General features: G+C 48.2%; 18 protein-coding genes. 10 read left to right on the top strand and 8 right to left on the bottom strand.

The features are described 5' to 3' along the window. Positions 1-42 precede the first annotated feature (42 nt). Both IV54_RS01485 and IV54_RS01480 read right to left on the bottom strand, forming a co-directional pair. Entirely contained in the window at positions 43-471 is a 429-nt protein-coding gene (locus tag IV54_RS01485) for a PTS sugar transporter subunit IIC (protein ID WP_237756643.1), read from the bottom strand. Between the two features lies 1 nt (position 472). Then, on the bottom strand, positions 473-937 hold the full coding sequence (locus IV54_RS01480) for a PTS sugar transporter subunit IIA (RefSeq protein WP_057877630.1): 465 nt from the start codon (positions 935-937) through the stop codon (positions 473-475). Between the two features lie 169 nt (positions 938-1,106). Here IV54_RS01480 and IV54_RS01475 point away from each other — a divergent pair, with 169 nt between their 5' ends. After that, a complete protein-coding gene (locus IV54_RS01475; RefSeq protein WP_057877629.1) occupies positions 1,107-3,170 on the top strand; it encodes a BglG family transcription antiterminator in 2,064 nt (687 codons plus the stop codon). 56 nt (positions 3,171-3,226) lie between these two features. On the opposite strand, the gene IV54_RS01470 is transcribed toward IV54_RS01475, so the two are convergent. Continuing rightward, positions 3,227-3,820, bottom strand: coding sequence for a TetR/AcrR family transcriptional regulator (locus tag IV54_RS01470; protein WP_057877628.1), 594 nt, complete (start codon positions 3,818-3,820; stop codon positions 3,227-3,229). A 96-nt stretch (positions 3,821-3,916) separates the two neighbouring features. Between IV54_RS01470 and IV54_RS01465 the strand changes: the two genes are divergently transcribed. Then, positions 3,917-5,299 (top strand): MDR family MFS transporter, encoded by a 1,383-nt coding sequence (locus IV54_RS01465; RefSeq protein WP_057877627.1) that lies wholly within the window; start codon positions 3,917-3,919, stop codon positions 5,297-5,299. A 56-nt stretch (positions 5,300-5,355) separates the two neighbouring features. Here the strand turns inward: IV54_RS01465 and IV54_RS01460 are convergent, their stop codons facing one another. From IV54_RS01460 to IV54_RS01440, 5 genes are all read right to left on the bottom strand, one after another. After that, a complete protein-coding gene (locus IV54_RS01460; RefSeq protein ID WP_057877626.1) occupies positions 5,356-6,033 on the bottom strand; it encodes a matrixin family metalloprotease in 678 nt (225 codons plus the stop codon). Positions 6,034-6,155: 122 nt separating this feature from the next. Next, the gene (locus IV54_RS01455) at positions 6,156-6,995 is read right to left on the bottom strand and encodes an SDR family NAD(P)-dependent oxidoreductase (protein ID WP_057877625.1); all 840 of its coding nucleotides are present in this window, start codon (positions 6,993-6,995) and stop codon (positions 6,156-6,158) included. Positions 6,996-7,126: 131 nt separating this feature from the next. Then, positions 7,127-7,666: a GNAT family N-acetyltransferase gene (locus IV54_RS01450; RefSeq protein WP_057877624.1), complete on the bottom strand. Its 540-nt coding sequence runs from the start codon at positions 7,664-7,666 to the stop codon at positions 7,127-7,129. 432 nt (positions 7,667-8,098) lie between these two features. After that, positions 8,099-10,486 (bottom strand): phosphoketolase family protein, encoded by a 2,388-nt coding sequence (locus IV54_RS01445; RefSeq protein ID WP_057877623.1) that lies wholly within the window; start codon positions 10,484-10,486, stop codon positions 8,099-8,101. 376 nt (positions 10,487-10,862) lie between these two features. Continuing rightward, positions 10,863-11,588, bottom strand: a complete 726-nt coding sequence (locus tag IV54_RS01440; protein ID WP_057877622.1) for a GntR family transcriptional regulator — start codon at positions 11,586-11,588, stop codon at positions 10,863-10,865. Positions 11,589-11,924: 336 nt separating this feature from the next. Between IV54_RS01440 and ybaK the strand changes: the two genes are divergently transcribed. From ybaK to IV54_RS01400, 8 genes are all read left to right on the top strand, one after another. Beyond that, a complete protein-coding gene (gene ybaK / locus IV54_RS01435) occupies positions 11,925-12,428 on the top strand; it encodes a Cys-tRNA(Pro) deacylase (RefSeq protein ID WP_057877621.1) in 504 nt (167 codons plus the stop codon). A gap of 3 nt (positions 12,429-12,431) precedes the next feature. After that, complete coding sequence (locus IV54_RS01430) at positions 12,432-13,217, top strand: hypothetical protein (protein ID WP_057877620.1); 786 nt, start codon at positions 12,432-12,434, stop codon at positions 13,215-13,217. Positions 13,218-13,337: 120 nt separating this feature from the next. Then, positions 13,338-14,843 carry a DUF5776 domain-containing protein gene (locus IV54_RS01425; protein ID WP_057877619.1) on the top strand — a complete coding sequence of 502 codons (1,506 nt, stop codon included), beginning with the start codon at positions 13,338-13,340 and terminating at the stop codon, positions 14,841-14,843. A 120-nt stretch (positions 14,844-14,963) separates the two neighbouring features. Further along, entirely contained in the window at positions 14,964-16,454 is a 1,491-nt protein-coding gene (locus tag IV54_RS01420) for a DUF5776 domain-containing protein (protein ID WP_237756642.1), read from the top strand. A gap of 158 nt (positions 16,455-16,612) precedes the next feature. After that, the gene (locus IV54_RS01415) at positions 16,613-18,085 is read left to right on the top strand and encodes a DUF5776 domain-containing protein (RefSeq protein ID WP_057877617.1); all 1,473 of its coding nucleotides are present in this window, start codon (positions 16,613-16,615) and stop codon (positions 18,083-18,085) included. 336 nt (positions 18,086-18,421) lie between these two features. Then, positions 18,422-18,649, top strand: a complete 228-nt coding sequence (locus IV54_RS01410; protein ID WP_057877616.1) for a hypothetical protein — start codon at positions 18,422-18,424, stop codon at positions 18,647-18,649. Positions 18,650-18,700: 51 nt separating this feature from the next. Then, the gene (locus tag IV54_RS01405) at positions 18,701-19,915 is read left to right on the top strand and encodes a DUF5776 domain-containing protein (RefSeq protein ID WP_057877615.1); all 1,215 of its coding nucleotides are present in this window, start codon (positions 18,701-18,703) and stop codon (positions 19,913-19,915) included. A gap of 400 nt (positions 19,916-20,315) precedes the next feature. After that, positions 20,316-21,263: a nucleoside hydrolase gene (locus IV54_RS01400; protein WP_420806158.1), complete on the top strand. Its 948-nt coding sequence runs from the start codon at positions 20,316-20,318 to the stop codon at positions 21,261-21,263. Positions 21,264-21,273 lie beyond the last annotated feature (10 nt).

Below are 21,273 nucleotides of genomic sequence, written 5' to 3'. Positions count from 1 at the left end.
AATAAAGAACTGGTCTAGTAGAGCAGGTGTTGCACTTCAATTTTAAATCGAGGAAAGGAAGATAGTCGTTAATGTCCGATAATTATTTGGAACTTTGATTTTCTTTAAGTACTTAACGGCGAATCCGGCCATGATACCACCGATAATCCCACCGATAAACCCGGCATGAATCTGAGTCGCTAAGTATGCGGTAATGAAACCAGGTGCTAAACCAGGACGGTCGGCCATACTGAAGGCGATGTAACCACCTAAAGCGGGGATAAACAATGCCAACCCGGCGGAACCAATTGAAGCTAATTTTCCAAGGTTCCCTGTGGTTGGAACTGATGGTTTCCCACTCAGCATTACGGCAAGTGCGAAGATAATACCACCGGCAACAACGAAGGGAATCATGTACCCGGTCGCGGTCATCAAGTGCTTTTGCGCTGGTGCCCACCAACTCTGCTTTTTCTTGCTTGCATTTTCAGCCATGTTATTCACTCCTGTGAGGGTTTTGACTAGCCATTAACAAATCTCGAACCTCTGTTTCAGATGTGCTCCGAAGTTTGTCTCGAAAGTCATCATGCATCAGTAACCGTGAAAGATTTGCTAAGATTTTAAGATGCGTATTTTCTTTTCCACCATAAGGTACGGCAATCAGAAAAATAAAATCGGCTTTCTTTCCGTCATTCCACTCTACCGGGTGGGTTAGTTTCCCAATTCCGATTGTAGCGTCCTTAACGTAATCACTCTGAGAATGTGGTAACCCAAATCCAAAACCAATATAAGTAGGTAATTCCGCTTCCCGAGCAAAGACGTCGGCTTGAAACTTTTCTTTATCCAATAACTTACCAGCTGCGTCCAGTTTAGTAATTACGGCTTTGATGGCTTCTTCCTTAGAATCTGCATCGATATCAAACGCTGTAACTACGTCAACAAAATTAGCGACATTGTTCATCCCTGTTCACCTCGTTCCTTTCTACAAGAACAATGATAGCGCTTACACGAAAATGCAAAAAGGCAAGTTGATTCACCTGGAAAGTGCAAAAATTGGACAAGCTCACTCTTTTTTAATCTTCACTGAATGGTATGCTATTGGTATCGTTTACATTAAGGAGGTACAACTGTTGATCGTTATTAGCCATAAAAAGAGAATCAATTTACTTGCGACGTATTTCATTGAACACGACTACATTAATATCAAAGACATTGAAATGGAGTTCAAGATCTCCAGAAGAAGTGCCTTCTACTGGATTACGAGTTTTAACAAGCAGCTCGATGAAATGCAACTCGACCGCATCGCCAAACTCGCGCAGAGTCAGTATTTCTTGCCGCCCGAGACTAAGGAAGCTCTGCGACATTACGACAACCTCGAGGAAGATGATTATCCCATTGCCTACTCGAATAAATATTCGCGACGCGACCTCATCATTTGGTTCCTCATTCAAAACAAGGACCACGTTTCACTAATAAAACTCGCAAAATATTTTCGGGTTTCAAAGAACACGGTCATCAATGATATTCAAGGGGTCCGTGAACATTTACCCGAAAATTTTGAAATTATCAATGACAAAAATGGTAAGCGCTTAATCGGTAATGAAAGAGAAAAGCGTTTATGGGTCTGTGAACAGGTCAGTTTGCATAATAATCCATTGATTATTAACGAGATGCATGGGGCCCATTACCGTTACTTAATCGGTGAGCTCATTACCCTACAGCGCGCAAGCCGGGTGATCTTCAGCGACAACTCTCTCGAATTACTCGCTACCTTCCTGTCGTGGTGCTTGAAGCGAATTCAGCTCAATCCCACATTGACTCTGACTAGTTCTCCAGACCACGTGACACCTGGCGACAAGGTCGTCAACGACTGGATTACCAACCTGATGACGCACTATGAGATCCCCGTTTCAATTGATGAGGTTACCTTCTTCCGCGATATCATTTATAGTGCGCAAACCAAGAGCGTGGCCCACTGGGCATTCACGGAGAACTTCCCCGCCGACATCTTAGTTAATGAAATTATCAGCCGCTTCAATAGCATCTCTGGTGCCGAGGTAAGCACGCCTAACCTCAGAAACGGATTGAAAGCTCACCTGATTACGACCTACCAGCGAGTCATGGCCGGAATTCCTTATCGCGCAGCCAACCTTGAAGATATCAAACGTGACTATCAAGAACTGATGACCTTAACCAGTTATGCAGTTCAACCTTTTGAAGACTTCATGCATAAAACATTATCGAGTGATGAGTTAGCCCTCTTAACCACCTACTTTGGTGGCCAGACCAGCTACCTTAGCAACACGTCAACCTTCAATCCCAACGTCGATGTTTTCCTCATTTGTTCCAGCGGCGTGGGCACCTCCTACTTTCTTCAGCAAACCTTAAAGCGCAAGTACAGCCAGATTAGATTCTCTCATCCCCTGAGCCTAAGAGAATTTGATCGGCTTGAACCACTAGTTCATGCCAAGCTCATCATTTCAACAATTGACGTAGAGACTACACAAGATACCCCTAAGCTCACGGTTCAAAGTATTCCAACGGATAATGACTTCGCCCAAATCGACAAGGCGCTTCATAAAGTCGGGCTACTGGGTACCCTGGATGCCACCAAAATGACAAATGATGTCATGGACATTATCTCTAACGACGTCATGATTCCGAACCCTCGCGCACTTTCACGTAAGCTCCAGGCTTACTTTAGCGGCGACACTGCTGCAAACGATCCCCAAGATGTCGTAGATAGCAATCATCGGCCATCCATTCAAGAACTTCTGACACCAGATCACATCCACGTCACCTCGCGGATCTTGACTTGGAAACAAGCGATTCAACGATCCTTCCTTCCGCTTCTGAGTGGTGACTACGTCGACAAGAGTTACGTCACTGAAATCATCCGGAAACTAGAAAAGAATGGTCCCTTCATGATTGTCAAAGGCGGCGTCTTGTTAGCTCACTCCGCCCCATCTAGCAAGATTCACAAGCTGGGGATGTCCCTCTTAGAACTACAACACCCAGTCAAGATGGGAGACAAAACCATTACCACCATCATCTGCCTAGCGCCGAAGCGTGAAAAGCAACATTTAAAGGCACTCAGCGATTTACTTGATATTCTCGAAGATGACGACAAGTATGAAACCTTGATCCATTCAGAACGCAAGTCTGAACTCGTGACCTTAATGGCTGAAGCCTAATCAAAAACAACCGCGATCCCTCGAGTCAATTCTCGATAGGATCACGGTTGTTTTTTCTATTTAGCTGCGACCGACTGAAATACCGGCAACAAAATCTCATCAACAATGGCCACTTGAGCCGCCACGGTCAATTGCCGTTGGCCGATCACCTCGTTAATCAGCAACACTCCGGGAAGCGTCACGACCCGTTCTGGTTGGTCGGCACTGGCAATTTCGCCGCGGGCCGCGGCCCGATCCAACATGGGGTGAATGAGCTCCTTCACCGTATGACTGGTATTCGCCTTACCCATGAGTTGCCCTAAATCCAGTTTATCCAACCGATCGGCTAAGATCCCCCGTAACGTTCCCATTCGCAGCTTTGCCAGCACGGCCGCCATCTGGCCGAAGAGATCGAGCAGATCGCCACGGAGGCTCCCAGTATCCACTCCCTGGTAGCTGGGCATCTCACCAAACTTACTCAGCGCAGCAATCACCAGACGCGCCTTATCCGGCCAACGCCGGTATAGGACCGTCTTAGTCGTCGCGGCTGCGGCCGCTACGCCCTCAATGGTTAGGTCACGATACCCCTTAGCCTGTAATTGATCCCAAGCCGCCGTTAAAATCGCCGCTTCAAGTTCGGCGCCACGACGTCGTTTCTTCTTTTCCGCCATAATCGACTTGCTCTCCCTTGTTTTTTGGTTAAAAGGCGTGTACCATCTTTAAATATAAGATACGTCCGTATCTAATTTGAAATGTAGGTGACCATCATGAATTCACAAACTTCAACTAAAAGAATCATTCAAGTCGCGCTATTCCTGGTCGTTGGGGCCATTGCTCCACTTCTCGATACCACCATGACCAACGTTGCTCTAGACACCATTATGAAGTCGTTAAACGTTTCCGTCAACGCCATTCAGTGGATCACCACGAGCTACGTTCTCGCCATGGGCATCGCCGTCCCGGTCGCTGGTTGGGCCAGCAACTGGTTCAATGGTAAGCACCTCTACCTGTGGGCCTTGGTGGTTTTTCTTCTGGGGTCCATCGTCTCCAGCTGGGCCACTACGTTGCCACTGCTGATTGTCGGCCGCGTCATCCAAGGTGCCGCAGCCGGCTTCATTGTCCCTCTGATTACCACCCTCATCGTTCAGGTTGCCGGGGGGAATGGTCTCGGCAAGCTCATGGCCATCGTGGGCATGCCAGCCGTCCTGATTCCCATCTTGGGCCCCACTGTTGGAGGTTATCTGATTCAAACGTTGAACTGGCACTGGATCTTCCTGATTAATATTCCATTGGTTCTCATCTCATTAGTTCTCCTGGCTTGGAAGATGCCAAGTTTCCCGGCCGTTCGTCGTGGCAAGCACCTCGACATCCCCAGTCTCGTCCTGTTAGCCGGCCTCTTCACGTCTTCCATTATTGGGATCACGCGTTTCAGCACCGGTGATAGTTTCACCTCTCTGAAGGTCCTGACGCCCCTATTACTGGCGTTGGCCTTTCTGATCGGCTACGTGCTCTACGCTTTCTTCCTGCCTCAAAAGGCCTTGGTCAGCCTCCAACTCTTCAAGTCGCCGACCTTTGACGCCTCCGCCATTATCCTAATGCTTTCGGGTATCGCAGTTAACGGCGCCATGTTCCTTCTGCCCCTCTATCTTCAAAACAGCCGGGGCTTAAGCGTCGTCTGGTCCGGAACCTACCTGATCGCGCAAGGTATCGGGTTGCTCGTCGTTCGAGGGCAGATTGGTAAACTCACCGACAGCATTGGGGCCCGCTGGGTCGTCCTAGCTGCCATCGCCATTGCTATCGTGGGAACCTTACCCTTCGTCTTCTTTACCGCCAAGACCAGCACCTGGCTGGTTCTGTTGACTCTCTTCGTCCGGGGGATCGGCCAAGGTGGCCTGACGATTCCGGTCATGGCTGACAGCTATACCGGGGTACCACAAGCCTTAGTTGCCGAAGCCACTACCGCCACCCGGATGCTGCAAAACATCGGTGGGGCCATGGGAACCGCGGTCCTCGCCACCATTATCCAACACGAATTACCCAAGGTGGGCCTGACCGCGGCCTACCAGACCGCCTTCCTGTGGTCCGTGGGTTTCATTGCTGTGACGGCTATTCCAGCTTGGTTCCTGAGTCACCGCAAGATCGCCAAATAACTAAAAAGAGCACCCGAATCAGCCATTTCTCATGACCGATCCAGGTGCTCTTAACATTATTGCTGATTGTAGATAAGTTTCAAACTTTTCACGTCACTCGGAGCCAACTTCGTTTGCCCGTGAGTCAGTGGGTACATCACCGAATGCTTGGACTTGCTGTGGGCTAACCCCAACGCGTGTCCCAGTTCGTGCACCGCAACATCGTCATTAAAAGCCGCATCATAGTCCCCGTTAAGACTGGCCTCCGCGTGATTGACGGTCTTCGTGCCGAGAAAGTCACTGGTCTGGATGATCTTCGGACCCCCATGACCCAACTCAAGCATTTCGGCATGTTTTTTCATCCGCTTATGATAGATGGAAAAGGTAATCCGATTGTGACCCGCCCCGGACCAGCCGGAGTTGGCGACCAGGTGAACGGTCCCCGTCTGATTATAAATGCTAACGGCATCGGCAAACGCTTGTTTACCCCCGGCCGGCATATTATCACTGAACCTGTAATAGTAAGTTTTCGACAAGTCCATCCCCTGGACGATATCCACGACCGGTGTATCGGACTTGGGCACATCGAGTGAGGAAGCCTTCGTCGTCACCCGTTTTCGCTGTTGAAAGGGCATCTCCGCTCTGGCATGGTCGACGGCTGCCGACAACTGTGGAAATTGACCACTGCGGTACCCAAGTCCCACTAATAAAGCGCCTACTAAAACGATTAATACAATTGCGCGTCCCCAACGCATCTCCTCGTCCCCCATCGTTTTCCTCTAATGGTTTAGTTATACCACACCCGCACAATCAATCATAGGATAAAAAGAAGCCGTGTCCCCCAACTGGGCCACGACTTCCAACGTTTCATTTTCACTTATTCTGGTTGATCGGCAGAAATGGAAAGATCGCGTTCTGCCTTGAATTCACCCAAGGACTTTTCGTACTTGGCAATCGCCGTATCTGAGGCAAACTTACCCAATGGCAAGTGCAGTGGCAGGTCAGCGGCATGGTTCGTCACTTGATCGTAAATAATTGCCGCAGCCTTATCGGGATCGCCGGCCTCATGGTGAGCATCACTGGCACTACCTTCGATGTTCGCCGTGAATTGCTTGTAGGCGTCGATCGTTGGCATGGCCTTCTGGGAAGAACGCCCCGCCCAGTCGGTCCGGAAACCACTAGGTTCGATCAGCATGAGCTTAATCCCTTGGTCCGCCACTTCTTGAGCCATGGCATCCGTGATCCCTTCAACCGCATGCTTCGTCCCATTGTAGAAGGACAGCGTTGGGAAGGAAGCCAAGCCAGCGATGGAGGAGAAGTTAATCACAATCCCTGACTTTTGCGCCCGCATCGTTGGTAAGACGGCACGGGTCATATCAACCAAACCCCAGACGTTCACGTCAAACATGTAACGAACGGCGTCGCGGTCACTTTCTTCAAAGGTTCCAAAGTAGCCGAGACCGGCGTTATTAATCAAAACGTCGAGAGTGCCGAACTTTTCCGTGGTCGCCTTGACCGCGGCCGCAATCTCATCGGCCTTGGTCACGTCCAAGGTCTGCTTTAAAATTTGGCCGTGATCGTATTGGTCCAGGTAACTCAATTGATCCGTGTGACGAGCTGTCGCCACCAAGTTCACGTCAGCTTGTTGGGCTAAGTAAATCGACAAAGATTTTCCGAAGCCAGTGGAAGTCCCCGTAATTAACCATGTTTTTGTCATCCAAAATCACGCTCCTAATTTTATTAACAAGTTCAGTCTACTACCTAGAGTCGGCTTTAGGTCAACTGAAAAGGATCGTGATTCTAACAATTTTTATGATTAAGCCAATTTAACCGGGTAAAGTTGACCGATTATACCTTATTTCGGGTCAGCCATTCCTCGCGCAGACACCCATACTTCACAGAATCCCAGTACCGACCCTGCCAGTAACGCACCTGACGCACCCGGGCCTCTTCCTTGAGGCCCAGCCGAGATGCCAGCCGACACATGCGTGCATTCCCCGACCAGGTCGTCAGGCCAATGTGTGGCAAGTCCGTCTGCGTCCACAGCCAGTCTAGCCACTGGGTCAGGGCCTGCCGCCCGATCCCCCGATGCCACTCATCCGAGCGATAGATAACAATGCCGACATCCAGCCAGCGCTGTAAGGCCCCATCTTCAAAGTTGTAGGAAACCATCCCCGCCATCTGACCATCCACCCAGATCACCTGACGTTCCGGATGACCAATGAACTTCTCTGCGGCAATCTGCTCAATAAAGGCCGAACGACTCGGCAACTCGTCTCGAAAATAAGGGCCATTCCACTTCGTCCATTCTGCCTGCGGATCACTGTAAGCCAGTTTCCAGAAGTCTGGGACGTCTGCCGTTGTTAACGGCTTAATCTCTACGTGCATGCCACTCACCTCAGTTTTTACTCAGTATAGCAGGTACTCAACTGACCGGCAGAAAAAATGAATTTCAATTTTTCAACTTCAGCTTACTAGTGGCCAGTTCGAGATTGCACGGTAGCCGACTTTGATCGCTATTTTGAATCAGGCATCTACCTAGCCGGAGGAGGTCAGGGATGCAGCCGGCCGTGGCGGTGATGTAAGACCGAGCGGGTTTCTCGGCCTTACATCACGGGCGACTTTGAAGACCCGCGCCTCTGGCGGGGCTTCAAATCGAGCGAGAAGCCCAGAGGGCTGAAGCGTCCCCACAGCAGGCGGAATCCCTGACAGCCGCAGGCGGTCAATTTCAATGAGTTTAAAAAAGAGCCTGCATTCAACAAAGAATGCAGGCTCCCAGTCCCATCAATCGCAATTGATGATGACCTTATTAATCAAGTTTTACTTGAGAGGCTTCCATTGCCAAGCGTTAACTTCTGGCAAATCAGTCCCGACTTCACGGATGTAAGCAGTGTGCTTAGCAACCATGTCGTCCATACGTTGTGCAAAGTAGGCACCCTTTACGGCGTAGCTAGGAATGTCGTCAACGGCTTCCTTGGCTAAGTGGTAACGGTCCATGTGGTTCAAGACACGCATGTCAAATGGCGTGGTGATATCCCCGTTTTCACGGTAACCATGCACGTGTAAGTTGTGGTTGTGACGGTCGAAGAAGATATCCTTAACCAATCCTTCAAAGCCATGGAAGGCAAAGACAACTGGCTTGTCGGTCGTGAACAGACGATCGAACTCTTCATCGGAAATCCCACGAGGGTCAATCTTAGGAGAACGCAACTTCAACAGGTCAACGACGTTGATGAAGCGCATCTTCATTTCTGGGAATTCGTCATGCAATAATGAAATTGCAGCTAAAGCTTCCCAAGTTGGTTCAGTACCAGCTGCGGCGAAGACGACGTCAGGTTCTTGACCTTGGTCAGTCGAAGCCCAGTCAATGTAGCCCAAACCATTGTGAACCAGGTTAGTGGCTTCATCAATGGAGAACCATTGTGGACGTGGATGCTTGGACGTTACGATCAAGTTGATCTTTTGACGACTCCGGAAGGCTACATCACCAACGGCTAACAAGGTGTTAGCATCGGCTGGCAGGTATTCACGGATGAATTCAGGCTTCTTTTCAGCTAAGTGGGTCAGCATACCTGGATCTTGGTGGGTGTACCCGTTGTGGTCTTGCTGGAAGACAGTTGACGTGTCAACGAAGTTCAAGGATGGGTAATCATGACGCCAGTCTTGTTCCGTTGCCTTACGTAACCACTTCATGTGTTGCGTCAACATCGAGTCAACGACACGGCCGAAGGATTCGTAGGTGGCGAAGAAACCATGACGACCAGTCAGAACATAACCTTCCAACCAACCTTCAGCTTGGTGTTCGGAGAGTTGCGAGTCAATGACCCGGCCTTCGTGAGCCATGTTTTCATCGTTTGGTTCGTGGATACCTTCCATCCATTGACGCTTACCATAGTCCAGCATAGCGTAAAGCCGGTTAGACTTGGATTCGTCAGGACCAAAGGCACGGAAGTTCGTTGGATTCAACTTCATGGTGTCAGCCAGGTATTGTGACCAAACCAGCATGTCTTGCGCAATCGTCTTCCCGTGTTCAGTCGTGTCCACGGCGTACTTCTTGTAGTCAGGTAACTTCAATGGTTCTGGCTTGATCCCACCATTAGTGATAGGGTTCATAGCCATCCGTTGATCGCCCTTAGGGGCCATGTCGCGGACTTCTTGCTTAACAGAACCGTCTTCATTGAAGAGTTCTTCTGGCTTGTAAGACTTCATCCAGTCGATCAACATGTCCTTGTGTTCCATGTCGCCAGCGGCAACAGGAATTGGGACTTGGTGAGCACGGAATGAACCTTCGATTGGGTTACCATCTAAGTCAGCCTTTGGACCAGTCCAGCCCTTAGGAGAACGGAAGATGATCATTGGCCAGTTAGGTAAGGATTCATCGTTGTTTTCACGGGCATTCTTTTGAATGGCCTTGATCTTTTCGATGGATTCGTCCATAACCTTAGCCATGTCCTTGTGAACCCGCATGAAGTCAGTGTCACCGGCTTCAATTTCAACAAAGTGAGGATCCCAGCCCATACCTTCGAAGTACTTGGTTAAGTCTTCGTCGGACATCCGTGACAGGATGGTTGGGTTAGAAATCTTGAACCCATTCATGTTGATGATTGGTAATACAGCACCATCTTTGACTGGGTTGATAAATTTGTCAGAGAACCATGAAGCGGCCAATGGACCAGTTTCAGATTCCCCATCACCGATTTCTACAGCGGCGATCACGTCTGGGTTATCTAAGATAGCACCAGTCCCATGTGACAAGCTGTAACCAAGTTCCCCACCTTCGTGGATAGAACCTGGGGTTTCAGGTGCGGCATGAGAAGCAACCCCACCTGGGAAGGAGAATTGCTTGAACAAGCGCTTCATACCCTCTTCATCTTGAGAGATGTTAGGGTAGATTTCACTGTAGCTACCATCAAGATATGAGTTCGAAACCATAACTTGACCACCGTGACCTGAACCTTCGATATAGAACATGTTCAAATCATACTTTAAGATAGCTCGGTTTAAATGAGCGTAAATAAAGTTTTGAGAAACAATTGTCCCCCAGTGACCAATAGGCTTGATCTTAACGTCGTCAGATGTTAAGTCACGCTTCAATAATGGATTGTCACGCAGGAATAACTGACCAACGGACAGGTAGTTCGCTGCACGGAAATACTTGTCAACGCCTTCCAAGTAAGACTTGGAGTCGAATTTTGCATCTGCTGCCATGTAATTAACACTCCTTCTTTGAAATCGTAACTGCATAATCTAGTTGATAGATAGTTGTAAAACCACCCTCGTTAATGTTTACCCGGAGGCTTTTTTACAACTCCATCATAGCTTCTTTTATAGAAAAGTCAACTTTTATGTAAATTGGATCGTATCAATTTCAGGGTGACCTAACGCCTATAACCACGCGGATAACCGGCCTTCACCTTGCCGAATCCGTTGGCTTAACCGATGACGATTCTATAAACATTTGCTTATTATTTTGCAAATAAATACTAGACCAATTTTAAAGTTCGTCTACCATCACTGGTAACACTGGCTAGACCAATTGCACATAAAAAAAGACGACCGCCATTTGGCAGTCGTCGTAAAAGACTTATTCCTCGTCCAATGAAACGAACGTGTTGTAATTCAGATATTTGTAGTGCAACCGCATGTTAGAAACTTCAAACGGCGTCCCGTCGTCCAGGAAGAAAATTCCTTCCATGATGCCCACGGGTTCTACCGGTTTCAAGTTCAGTAGCTCTTGGTCTTCCGCCGTCGATGGCTGGGCCTGAATCGACATGAAGGACTTGGTGACGACTTTCCCTTGGCCTTCCAAATAATTAAAGATGGAGTCCGACACCGTCTTTTGTGACAGGTTTGGCGCAATCTTAATGGGAATATAGCCGGTTTCAATCATGAACGGCTGGTCGTTAAATAACCGTAACCGCTTAATCTCGTAAACAAAATCACCCTCCGCCAGGAACAAGTCCTGTTGGATTTCCTTGCTGGCCGGTACCACGTCAAACTTCAGAAGACGGATTCCGGGCGTCGATCCGGCAGCCTTCATACTGTCGGTAATCCCTAAATTTGACCCCTCATATTGAAAAATCGATTGGTTTTTCATATATAATGGGTTAATGAAGGTCCCCGCACCACGCTTCTTAAAGATGATGCCCTGGGTAGCGAGCACACTGAGCGCCCGCTTAACCGAACTACGGCTGACCCCATAGGATTCGCTCAGGCTCCGTTCGTCTGGCAACCGCTTATTGGGGAATTCATTTTGATGGATTCGTTGTTTTAAGTCCCGCATCACGCGTCGATAGACTAAATCTGCCATGATATCTCCTCATAACTCTTCAACTAGACTTCTACAGGTATCGAGTATAACAGGTTTTTCAAGTGCTGTCTGCTTTTTAGCAAAAAACAACCGATCCAGTTCAGAGTAAAGTGCGATCCAATTTATAAAAACACTTATTGTTTTCCCTTAGTCGGCGGCTTCAAAACGGTTCCCGCCGGTGTTTCTGATTGAAACTTACCGCCATTTACGCTAGTGTATATTTTATGACAACGGGTTCACTTGGGCCCATCGGTAACCGCGGCCATCATACGGCTAAATGCGGACGGTGGCAACCAGAAGGAACCTGAACTACTTTAACCATGAAAGGTGACCCACATGTCAAAAAAGAAAAAGGGCAAACGTCTTCACAAGACGCTCGTCGAACAGATTCTCGATAAAAATAAAATTGCCTATAAACAAGTTGAATTTGCCACCCACATTCAGGGCGATGTCGCTCAAATGGACGTGGACCACGCCGATGTCGACGAACACCACATCTATAAGACCCTGGTGCTCAGTGGGAATGTCACCGGCCCTGTCGTGGGCGTTCTTCCCATCGACGAACACCTCGACGAAAAGAAACTCGCCAAAGCCTCTGGTAATAAAAAAGTTAATATGGTGCCACTAAAGGACTTGGTGAAGACCACTGGTTATGAGCATGGCGCCAATACACCCGTTGGGATTTGGGAAAAGAATCAGTTCCCGATCTACCTCGACAATACCGCTCAGGAACAGGGCCAGATTCTGGTCTCATCCGGGCAAATCGGACGGTCGGTAGAACTCGATGCCACCGACCTGGCCGGGTTGGTGCACGGCACCTTCACCGACCTGCTGGAATAGCAGATGGTAACTGACCTCCCACTCATTTTCAAGAATCTGGGAATTGCCGGCCTTGATCTCGTGGCCATCCCCTTCTTCTTGATCGCGGTTCTCACCTACCTGAACCGCAATACCAAGCAACATCTAGCTGGCGGATTCGGCATGATCAGCCAACTCTATTTGGGATTCATTGGAATTTTTCTCCATGAATTAAGTCACCTGCTGACGGCGATCTTCTTTGGTCACCGCATCGTGGCCTTCCGCCTCTTAAAGCGGCCCCATCCCGATCAACCGGGTGTGACCGGCGACTCTGACATGACGTTGGGTTACGTGAACCACACCTGGAATCGCCGGAACTGGTACCAAACGATGGGCAATCTCTTTATCGGAATTGCCCCCATCTTCGGTTGTGCTCTGGCCCTCTTCGGCCTCACGGCACTGCTGCTGCCAGGCGTGTGTCACGGACTCCTAACGCTCATGGCCGATCCCTTTAATCTTGATTGGTCAGGCTTCGGTCAACCCGTCGGCGCCAACTGGTGGCGCTGGCTTCTGATGATCGTGCTGTCCCTCAATATCAGCATCGGCGGCTTCGACCTCAGTAATGCCGACTTCGCCAACTCTAAGATTGGTGTGATCAGCTTCATTATGGCGGTGACTGCCGTCACGGTCCTCTTGACTATGGCAAACGCGGCCACAGGGTATCTGCGCGCCATCACCGCCCTAGCCATCTGGTTGGTGCTAATGCTGGGGTACGCCCTGGTGATCTCGTTATTGACTAATTTGGTGGTACGGCTGATCTTGCGACGATAAATTTTAATTGGAATTGTCGGCCTCAATCTGTGGATTGGGGCTTTTTGTTTTATCTTATAAAAAGTTTGATTAACGGGTATAATAAGGATATATGTAACCGTTTACACAAGGAGGATAACCATGCGACTTACTAAATTCTTCATCACCACTTTGGCAACACTCAGTCTCTCGCTACTTGGTAGTTTTGCCCTGCCGACGATTTCAAATAACTCTGAGACTGTCGCACGGGCCGACGACACGGGTCAAAACGTTTCTGTAGACCTGATATTGAATAAGCAGGTTTTGCTTTCTATCGGTTCCGCCTACGTTCAAAATCAAACAACTGTCAATGATATCTTTGCGGCTAACGAATCCACCGCAGGCGCAACCAAAGGAAGTCTTGCATTAGAAATTCAGCTTGCTAGCTACGTGGCAAACCACATATGGACAGCAAAGCAGGCCGGAGTTTTCCTAAGTAATTTTTCTCAAAATGGCCTGACTTCCGATCGTGCCGAACAAGAAATTTCATATTTTTCTTCTTACTATGACTATGAAGCAAGCCACTTTATGCTCGATATGCCTACTTTTGAATCCATGCTGAACGAACCTATCGCCTCAGACGATCAGACGCAAGATTTCACAATTAAACGTGACATTCCAATTAATCCTGCTCCGCTGACCATGGCGATCACCTACAAAATTAATGATGGTACAGCCTTACCAGCTGAAACATTCAAGGATATCGAGGCCACAACTGATGACCAATCAAAGTCATTTTCCAAATCAATTACCGGTGCCGACAAACAAGTCTACACAGATACCGATCACATGCTAATTCCTAAAGTTCCGGGATACACCGCCAACAAATCCAGCGTGACCTTCGACGAAAGCAAGGTCGATGCATCATCCGGTGTACAACCGGTCACTGTTACATACATCAAAAACAGTAGCACGCCAGTCACACCGGCTCCAACACCAAGCACACCCGCTACCTTTCAAGTCTATGGCAAACAGAAATTCTATAGCTACCAAAATGTTGACTTCAAGAAGAGCGAGCGTGTCAAAAAATACGCTAAGAAACCGAGTGTCTACGCCCCAGTATTTACGGTGGTTAAGACGACACAATCTAAAGCCGGAACCCCCCGTTACCAACTGAGTGATGGCACCTACATCACGGCGAAGTCCGCTTATGTTGGCAAGCTCTTCCTACGAAAGAATGTCAAAACGTTATACGTCACGAATCCTAGAGGCACTTGGACTCATGGAACAGTGATGTTTTACTATCCGACGCAACTCCTTCATCACCTCAATCAAGGCACGAAGGTCACCGTCACCCATCTTATCAAGAACGGTCCGGTAACCCGGTATATGTTAGCCGATGGCACCTTCATTACTGGGAACAAAAGTTACGTAACCACGACTAAACCTAAGAAAGTCATTCACGTTAAAGCTAGAGATGGACGGAATCTGTACAGCGATGTCAACCTCACCCACCGCCTCAAACACTACCGTAAAGGTCATATCTTCACAGTTAAAAGCTGGGATTACTCCCACGGTCATAACCTGAGTGTCAGTGGTACCAAGCGTTACAAGGTCGCTGGCGGCTACATTACCGGGAACCCCAAACTCGTTAAAATCGTTAAATAGGTCAATATCGTTGAGATCCACAACAAAAGTGTTGTGGGTCGTTTTGTTTTATCCGATAAAATACTTAATTAACGGTTATACTGAGGATAGATGCATCCGTTAACTCGGAGGGGGATAATTATGAAACTCACAAAAGTATTTATCAGTTGCTTAGCTGTATTGGGACTTCTAATAATTGATGGCACAACTTCGTCGCCATCATTTCTAAATAGCCACATGGTGGTTGCACATGCAGATGACACAGATGACAACAGCAACGCACAATTAACTATAACGATGCCAGGTATGCCAACAAGCAAGAGTGAACTTCATGTGGACTATATTAATAATCAGACAACCCTGCGAGCTATGACTAATGATATGGACAAGTGGCAACGCTTACCCGATGGATCCAACCTGCTTCAAGTGCAATTAATTAGTGACATGGCTAACCATATCTTGACTGCAGACCAAGCCGCCCTTACCCTCCTCCAGTTTGAAGGACAAGAGGCGACAATGCTTTCCACCTACACCAAAGCGTTTAGCAACTTGGATCAGACTCCTAATTGGCAGGACATTAAAGGGAAAACAATTGATCAACAAAACCTTCAATATCAACTAGACTTACCGATTAATTACGATGGCAAATCCGATCCCTTCTTGGTGAGTTACATAATCCCAACTGAAGCAGCGGATATTAAAATGGCAATTACCTACCAAACAAATGATGGAACGGCGCTCCCTACCGACACCTTCAAAACTATTGACGCGACAATGACTGGCCAAACAGCCACGAAGACCATTACCGGTGCCGACAAGCAAGTCTTCACAGATTCCAATCACATGCTAATTCCCAAAGTTCCGGGATACACTGCCAACAAATCCAGCGTAACCTTTGATAAGAACAAGGTCGATGCATCTGGTGTGCAACCGGTCACCGTTACGTATGTCAAAGATGGTAGTACGCCAGTCGCACCAGCTGCCTTCCAAGTCTACGGCAAACAAAAGTTTTACCGTTACCAGCACGTCGACTTCAAGAAGAACGAGCGGATTCGCAAATACGCAACGAAGCCTAGTGCCTATGCCCCGGTATTTACCGTCGTGAACACGACGCAATCTAAGGCCGGCAATCCACGTTACCAGTTAAGTGACGGCAGTTATATCACGGCTAAATCGGCTTACGTGGGCAAACTCTTCCTTGAAGATGAAACGGCCAAGACTCTCTACGTTACTAATCCTAAGGGAATCTGGACCCACACCTCCACGGCATTTAGCGATCAACTCACCCATCTCAAACAAGGATCAAAAGTGGCTGTAACTAAACTCGTCAAGGATGGCGACACGACGCGCTACCAACTCGCCGATGGCACCTTTGTTACCGGCAACCAGCGTTATATCACGACTGATAAACCGCAATGGGTCACACGGGTTAAAGCCGTGAGCGGTCGTAACCTTTACAGTGACGTTGATCTCACCAACCGTCTCAAGCATTATCGTAAAGGTCATATCTTCACAGTAAAGGGTTGGGACTATTCTTATGGTCACAACCAACTCATCCCTGGTACCAAGCGTTACAAGGTCGCTGGGGGCTACATTACTGGGAACCCTAAGCTTGTTAAAATTGTCAAATAAGTCAACATCATTTAGACCCACAACATTTTTGTTGTGGGTCTTTTTCCACTAGTTCCGGCTACGTTCACGCCTTCAAAATTGTCTCATAGCGTTATTTAATATCTCAAGGTATAATAGATTTATAAATGTGAATATTTTCACAAAAAGAAGGTTCCCTCATGAAATTTCTTCAAAAAATAATGACCACTCTCATCGCCTGTAGCCTATTACTAGTCAGTAGTTTCTTGTTACCTGAATCCTTATTAGACAGCCATATTCCCGTTGCTCAAGCTGCTAACACTGAAGACAGCTACGAAACAAATGTCTTCATTTATATCGCAGACCATGAAGTTGACATGACAACCGAAACACCCGCGGTCACCAGTCAAATGACTGGTCGAGACATCTTTTCAAGCGTAGATACCAACTTCCAAGGCCAACAACCCGGCTTCGAAGCCTTAATACTAACTGCACAAATTAATATTGCAAATAATCTCTGGTCTCCCGAACAAGGCGCCGCATTTATCACGTCATTTATTGGGGGTGGCCCCGAAGAGCAGGCTGAACTTCTCTCGGAACTTATGGCACAGAGTCCCGCTTTCAAGGGTCATGCTCTTGATGAACCGGCCTTCCAGTCTGCTTTGGACGCGCCACTCTCCCAATTTTCCTACGATGAAGCATCGAATTCTTTCCGCGTAGACTTCACCATGCCAATGAAACCGGTCGATACCCATATGAAGATCACGTATAAAACCAGCGACGGTAGTGCCCTCCCCGCAAGTACCTTTACCGATACCGGCATCACTCTCGCTAATGGTATTGGGACAAAGGTCGTGACTGGTTTCAGCGGTCAGACCTACACCGACACTCGCCACGCTCTCATCCCCGAAGTCCCAGGATATACGGCTAGTGCCAACAGCATCACCTTCAACAATAACGACGATCCCGACAAAGAACAGAACGTCACCATTACCTACCGGCGACCGGCACCAGCCTTTCAAACTTTCCAAGTTTACGGTAAGCAAAAGCTTTATCGCTACCAGCACGTCGACTTCAAGAAGAGCGAACGGATTCGCAAGTATGCCACGAAGCCAAGTGCCTATGCGCCAGTATTCACCGTCGTTAACACGACGCAATCTAAGGCCGGCAATCCGCGTTATCAGCTGAGTGATGGGAGTTATATCACGGCTAAATCGGCTTACGTGGGTAAACTCTTCCTCGGAGATGAAACGGCCAAAACCCTTTACGTCACTAGCCCTAAGGGAATCTGGACCCACACTGACACTGCGTTTAGCGATCAGCTCACCCACCTCAAACAAGGATCAAAAGTGACCGTAACCAAGCTTGTTAGGGACAGGTCAACAACACGGTACCAACTTGCTGATGGTACCTTCGTGACCGGGAATCAACGTTACGTCACCACCGCCAAGCCCCAATGGGTCACTCGCGTTAAAGCCAAGGGCGGTCGGAATCTTTATAGTGACGTGACCCTCATCCATCGCCTCAAGCACTACCGTAAAGGCCATATTTTCAATGTGACGGGTTGGGATTACTCTTATGGTCACAACCAGCTGATCTCTGGCACCAAACGTTACAAGGTCGCTGGCGGCTACATTACCGGGAACCCCAAACTCGTTAAGATTGTTGACTAATTTAATTCTGTTTTCATTGAGAAACACCAAGCCTGATCCCTGCTAAAAATTCAAGATTTAACTCGCTAAATTTTTTAGCTTGTGTATATAATAGGGACATATGTAACCGTTTGCCCAAACTAGAAGGCGACAGCCTCGAATGGCCACAACTTGTATAGCGACGTTACCTTCGGGCAGGTCCGTGAGAACGATAGCACTGCACACTATTGTAGGTGTGCGACCACATTTCTCCAGGCGTACACGTTACAACGTTGTTAGGATGTCCAACTCATCCAAAGCGGTCGTCGCTTTGAATGCCCAGCAACCAGACCTAATTTTTGGCAAGGGAGTCTAATTATGAAAACCTCAAAAATATTTATCTTTAGTTTGGCCTTATTTGGCACTTTAATCATTGGTGGACCGGCACTATCGCCGGCGCTCAGTCACGGCGGAGGGATTGCTCAGGCGGCTGATACCACCATTACAATCCCTACAACCGTGCATATATTTGCAATGCCCGATGCTCCTTCCTCCAACTACTACAATGTGCCTATTTCCTACACTAACAACCAAACAACGATGTAAGCTATTATGGACGCAGTAGAAAAAAATACTCAGCCAAGCTTTTCACCGATAATGAATATTCAATTAATTAATGATGTTGCCAACAATATCTGTACCCCCGAACAAGCCGAACAAATCTACAGCCAATATATGAGCGGGTATCCTAATTTTAATGTTCCCGATTTCGAAGCACTAGCTGGAGCTTTTGGGAACAACGTGATTGATCAGGAACTCCTCCAAGAACGATTAGCAGCCACAGTCCCTTATGATGGTACGTCAGAATCTGTCAATGTATCTTTAGAAGTCCCGCTTAGAGACGTAGATGCCCATATGACGATTACCTACCGTACAAGTGATGGGACCGCACTACCTACCGCTCCTTTTACGGCTATTGGGGCCACAGTATCTGGTCAAACGGCAACTAAGAAAATCACAGGATACCAAGGACAAGTAATTACAGATGCACAGCACACGTTGATCCCTGAAATTCCAGGGTACACAGCTAGTGCCAACAGCGTCACCTTCGATAAAAGCGATGACTCCACAAAAAACAGCGATTCTATAAAAGAGCAACCCGTTACGATTACCTATACCAAGAACAGCAGTCCGGCCCCATCGTCACCAAATACTTCTCAAAGTTTCCGGGTCTACGGCAAACAAAAGCTTTACCGCTACCAACACGTCGACTTCAAGAAGAGCGAACGGATTCGCAAATACGCCACAAAGCCGAGTGCTTATGCGCCAGTATTCACTGTTGTTAACACGACGCAATCTAAGGCCGGCAATCCGCGTTACCAGCTGAGTGACGGCAGTTATATCACGGCTAAATCAGCTTATGTGGGCAAACTTTTCCTCGAAGATGAAACAGCCAAGACCTTATACGTGACTAATCCTAAGGTAATCTGGACCCACACTACCACGACCTTTAGCGATCAACTCACCCACCTCAAACAAGGATCACAAGTGGCTGTAACTAAACTTGTCAAAGATGGCGACACAACACGCTACCAACTCGCCGATGGCACCTTCGTTACCGGGAACCAACGTTACGTGACCACCGACAAACCCCAATGGGTCACCCACGTCAAAGCCAAGGGTGGTCGGAATCTTTACAGCGACGTGACTCTCACCCATCGCCTCAAGCACTACCGCAAGGGTCACATCTTCACGGTAAAGGGTTGGGATTACTCCTATGGCCACAACCAACTCATCTCTGGCACCAAGCGCTACAAGGTCGCCGGTGGCTACATTACCGGGAACCCTAAGCTCGTTAAAATCATCAAATAAAAACACATACTTTGGACCCCCAATGTTTCCGTTGGGGGTCTTTTTCGTGTCACCAAGTTTTCTTAAAATGAGACGAGTTGTCTGAATTAACTAATACAAGTCGCCCTATTTCATCGTAAAACGGTAAACCAGTAATTTTTAACATAGTCATTAGCCGATCGGTGAAAGTTCCCGTTCCATCACATTTTCACAAGCTTACAACGCACGACAATCCATTGATGTTACACCGCGCCATCAATTTTATTATTAATTTGTGAATTCCCACAATCCGCATGATTCCTGATTTTTCACGGTTCTCAATAATTGATCCCAGTCATCATTTTTAAATACAACGTTGTATTATTTAAGACGACGTTGTATACTCCGTGTAAGCGCTATTATAAATTTCAAAGGAGTTCTTATGCTCATGCCAAATACAACTCAAACCAAACGTCCCGTCATCATCAGTACCGACCCCGGCATTGACGACGCTGTGGCCATTGCCATCGCCCTCTTCAGTGATCAACTCGAGGTTAAACTCATCAGTCCCTTGGCCGGTAACGTCAGCCTTGAAAAAACAACGTTCAATACGCAACGCTTATTGAGCTTCTTGGAAAAACCCGTGGCCATCGTTCCCGGAAGTCGAAAGCCGCTGCTGTATCCCGTACGTGACGCCAGTGGTGTCCACGGCAAGACCGGGATGGACGGCTATCCTTTCCCTGAACCCACGGTATTCCCCGACACCTCAAAGACAGCCGTTGAGGCCATGCACGACGTGGTCGCTCACAGCGACGCTAAGGTCACGCTGGTCGGCATCGGCCCACTGACCGATATTGCCCTGTTCATCCACCTCTACCCCCAAGATCTCGCCAATATCGACGAGTTGGTCTTGATGGGTGGTGCCTTGGGCCGCGGTAACTTCGGTGTCCTGACCGAATTCAACTTTGGGTCCGACCCCGAAGCCGCCAAGATTGTCATGGACAGTGGCCTAAAGATTCGGATTGCCCCCATGGAAGTTGGCCGCCAAGCCAAAGTCATGCCCGAAACCTCAGCTAAGATCAAAGAATTTGGTAAAGTCGGCGACATGTTCTACGACCTCTTCTCCCGCTACCGTGGTGGTAGCTTCAAGACCGGGCTTCACATGTATGATGCCTTATCCATGGGCCTCATCTTGAATCCGGCGATGTTTACCGAAGTTGAGACCCACGTTGCGATCGAGACGCAAGGCGCAATGACCGCCGGAGCCTCACTCATGGACCTCCGCGGCTACTTGAACCTGCCAAATAACGCCACGGTCGCAACCGATGTTGATTCAGAACAATTCAGTGACTGGCTGGTAGCCGCTATCAGTCAAACCAACCAACCCTAGGAGGGACTAT

Source organism: Levilactobacillus paucivorans, from assembly GCF_001437125.1.
Classification (GTDB): Bacteria; Bacillota; Bacilli; order Lactobacillales; family Lactobacillaceae; genus Levilactobacillus; species Levilactobacillus paucivorans.
This window is presented reverse-complemented; position numbering and strand designations above follow the sequence as displayed.

Excerpts from the sequence above, each read along its gene's own strand:
- IV54_RS01455 (WP_057877625.1), bottom strand. The coding sequence starts at position 6,995 with ATGACAAAAACATGGTTAATTACGGGGACTTCCACTGGCTTCGGAAAA.
- IV54_RS01460 (WP_057877626.1), bottom strand. The coding sequence starts at position 6,033 with ATGCGTTGGGGACGCGCAATTGTATTAATCGTTTTAGTAGGCGCTTTA.
- IV54_RS01415 (WP_057877617.1), top strand. The coding sequence starts at position 16,613 with ATGAAATTTCTTCAAAAAATAATGACCACTCTCATCGCCTGTAGCCTA.
- IV54_RS01410 (WP_057877616.1), top strand. The coding sequence starts at position 18,422 with ATGAAAACCTCAAAAATATTTATCTTTAGTTTGGCCTTATTTGGCACT.
- IV54_RS01465 (WP_057877627.1), top strand. The coding sequence starts at position 3,917 with ATGAATTCACAAACTTCAACTAAAAGAATCATTCAAGTCGCGCTATTC.
- IV54_RS01425 (WP_057877619.1), top strand. The coding sequence starts at position 13,338 with ATGCGACTTACTAAATTCTTCATCACCACTTTGGCAACACTCAGTCTC.
- IV54_RS01445 (WP_057877623.1), bottom strand. The coding sequence starts at position 10,486 with ATGGCAGCAGATGCAAAATTCGACTCCAAGTCTTACTTGGAAGGCGTT.
- IV54_RS01450 (WP_057877624.1), bottom strand. The coding sequence starts at position 7,666 with ATGCACGTAGAGATTAAGCCGTTAACAACGGCAGACGTCCCAGACTTC.
- IV54_RS01440 (WP_057877622.1), bottom strand. The coding sequence starts at position 11,588 with ATGGCAGATTTAGTCTATCGACGCGTGATGCGGGACTTAAAACAACGA.
- ybaK (WP_057877621.1), top strand. The coding sequence starts at position 11,925 with ATGTCAAAAAAGAAAAAGGGCAAACGTCTTCACAAGACGCTCGTCGAA.
- IV54_RS01485 (WP_237756643.1), bottom strand. The coding sequence starts at position 471 with ATGGCTGAAAATGCAAGCAAGAAAAAGCAGAGTTGGTGGGCACCAGCG.
- IV54_RS01405 (WP_057877615.1), top strand. The coding sequence starts at position 18,701 with ATGAATATTCAATTAATTAATGATGTTGCCAACAATATCTGTACCCCC.
- IV54_RS01400 (WP_420806158.1), top strand. The coding sequence starts at position 20,316 with ATGCTCATGCCAAATACAACTCAAACCAAACGTCCCGTCATCATCAGT.
- IV54_RS01480 (WP_057877630.1), bottom strand. The coding sequence starts at position 937 with ATGAACAATGTCGCTAATTTTGTTGACGTAGTTACAGCGTTTGATATC.
- IV54_RS01430 (WP_057877620.1), top strand. The coding sequence starts at position 12,432 with ATGGTAACTGACCTCCCACTCATTTTCAAGAATCTGGGAATTGCCGGC.
- IV54_RS01470 (WP_057877628.1), bottom strand. The coding sequence starts at position 3,820 with ATGGCGGAAAAGAAGAAACGACGTCGTGGCGCCGAACTTGAAGCGGCG.
- IV54_RS01420 (WP_237756642.1), top strand. The coding sequence starts at position 14,964 with ATGAAACTCACAAAAGTATTTATCAGTTGCTTAGCTGTATTGGGACTT.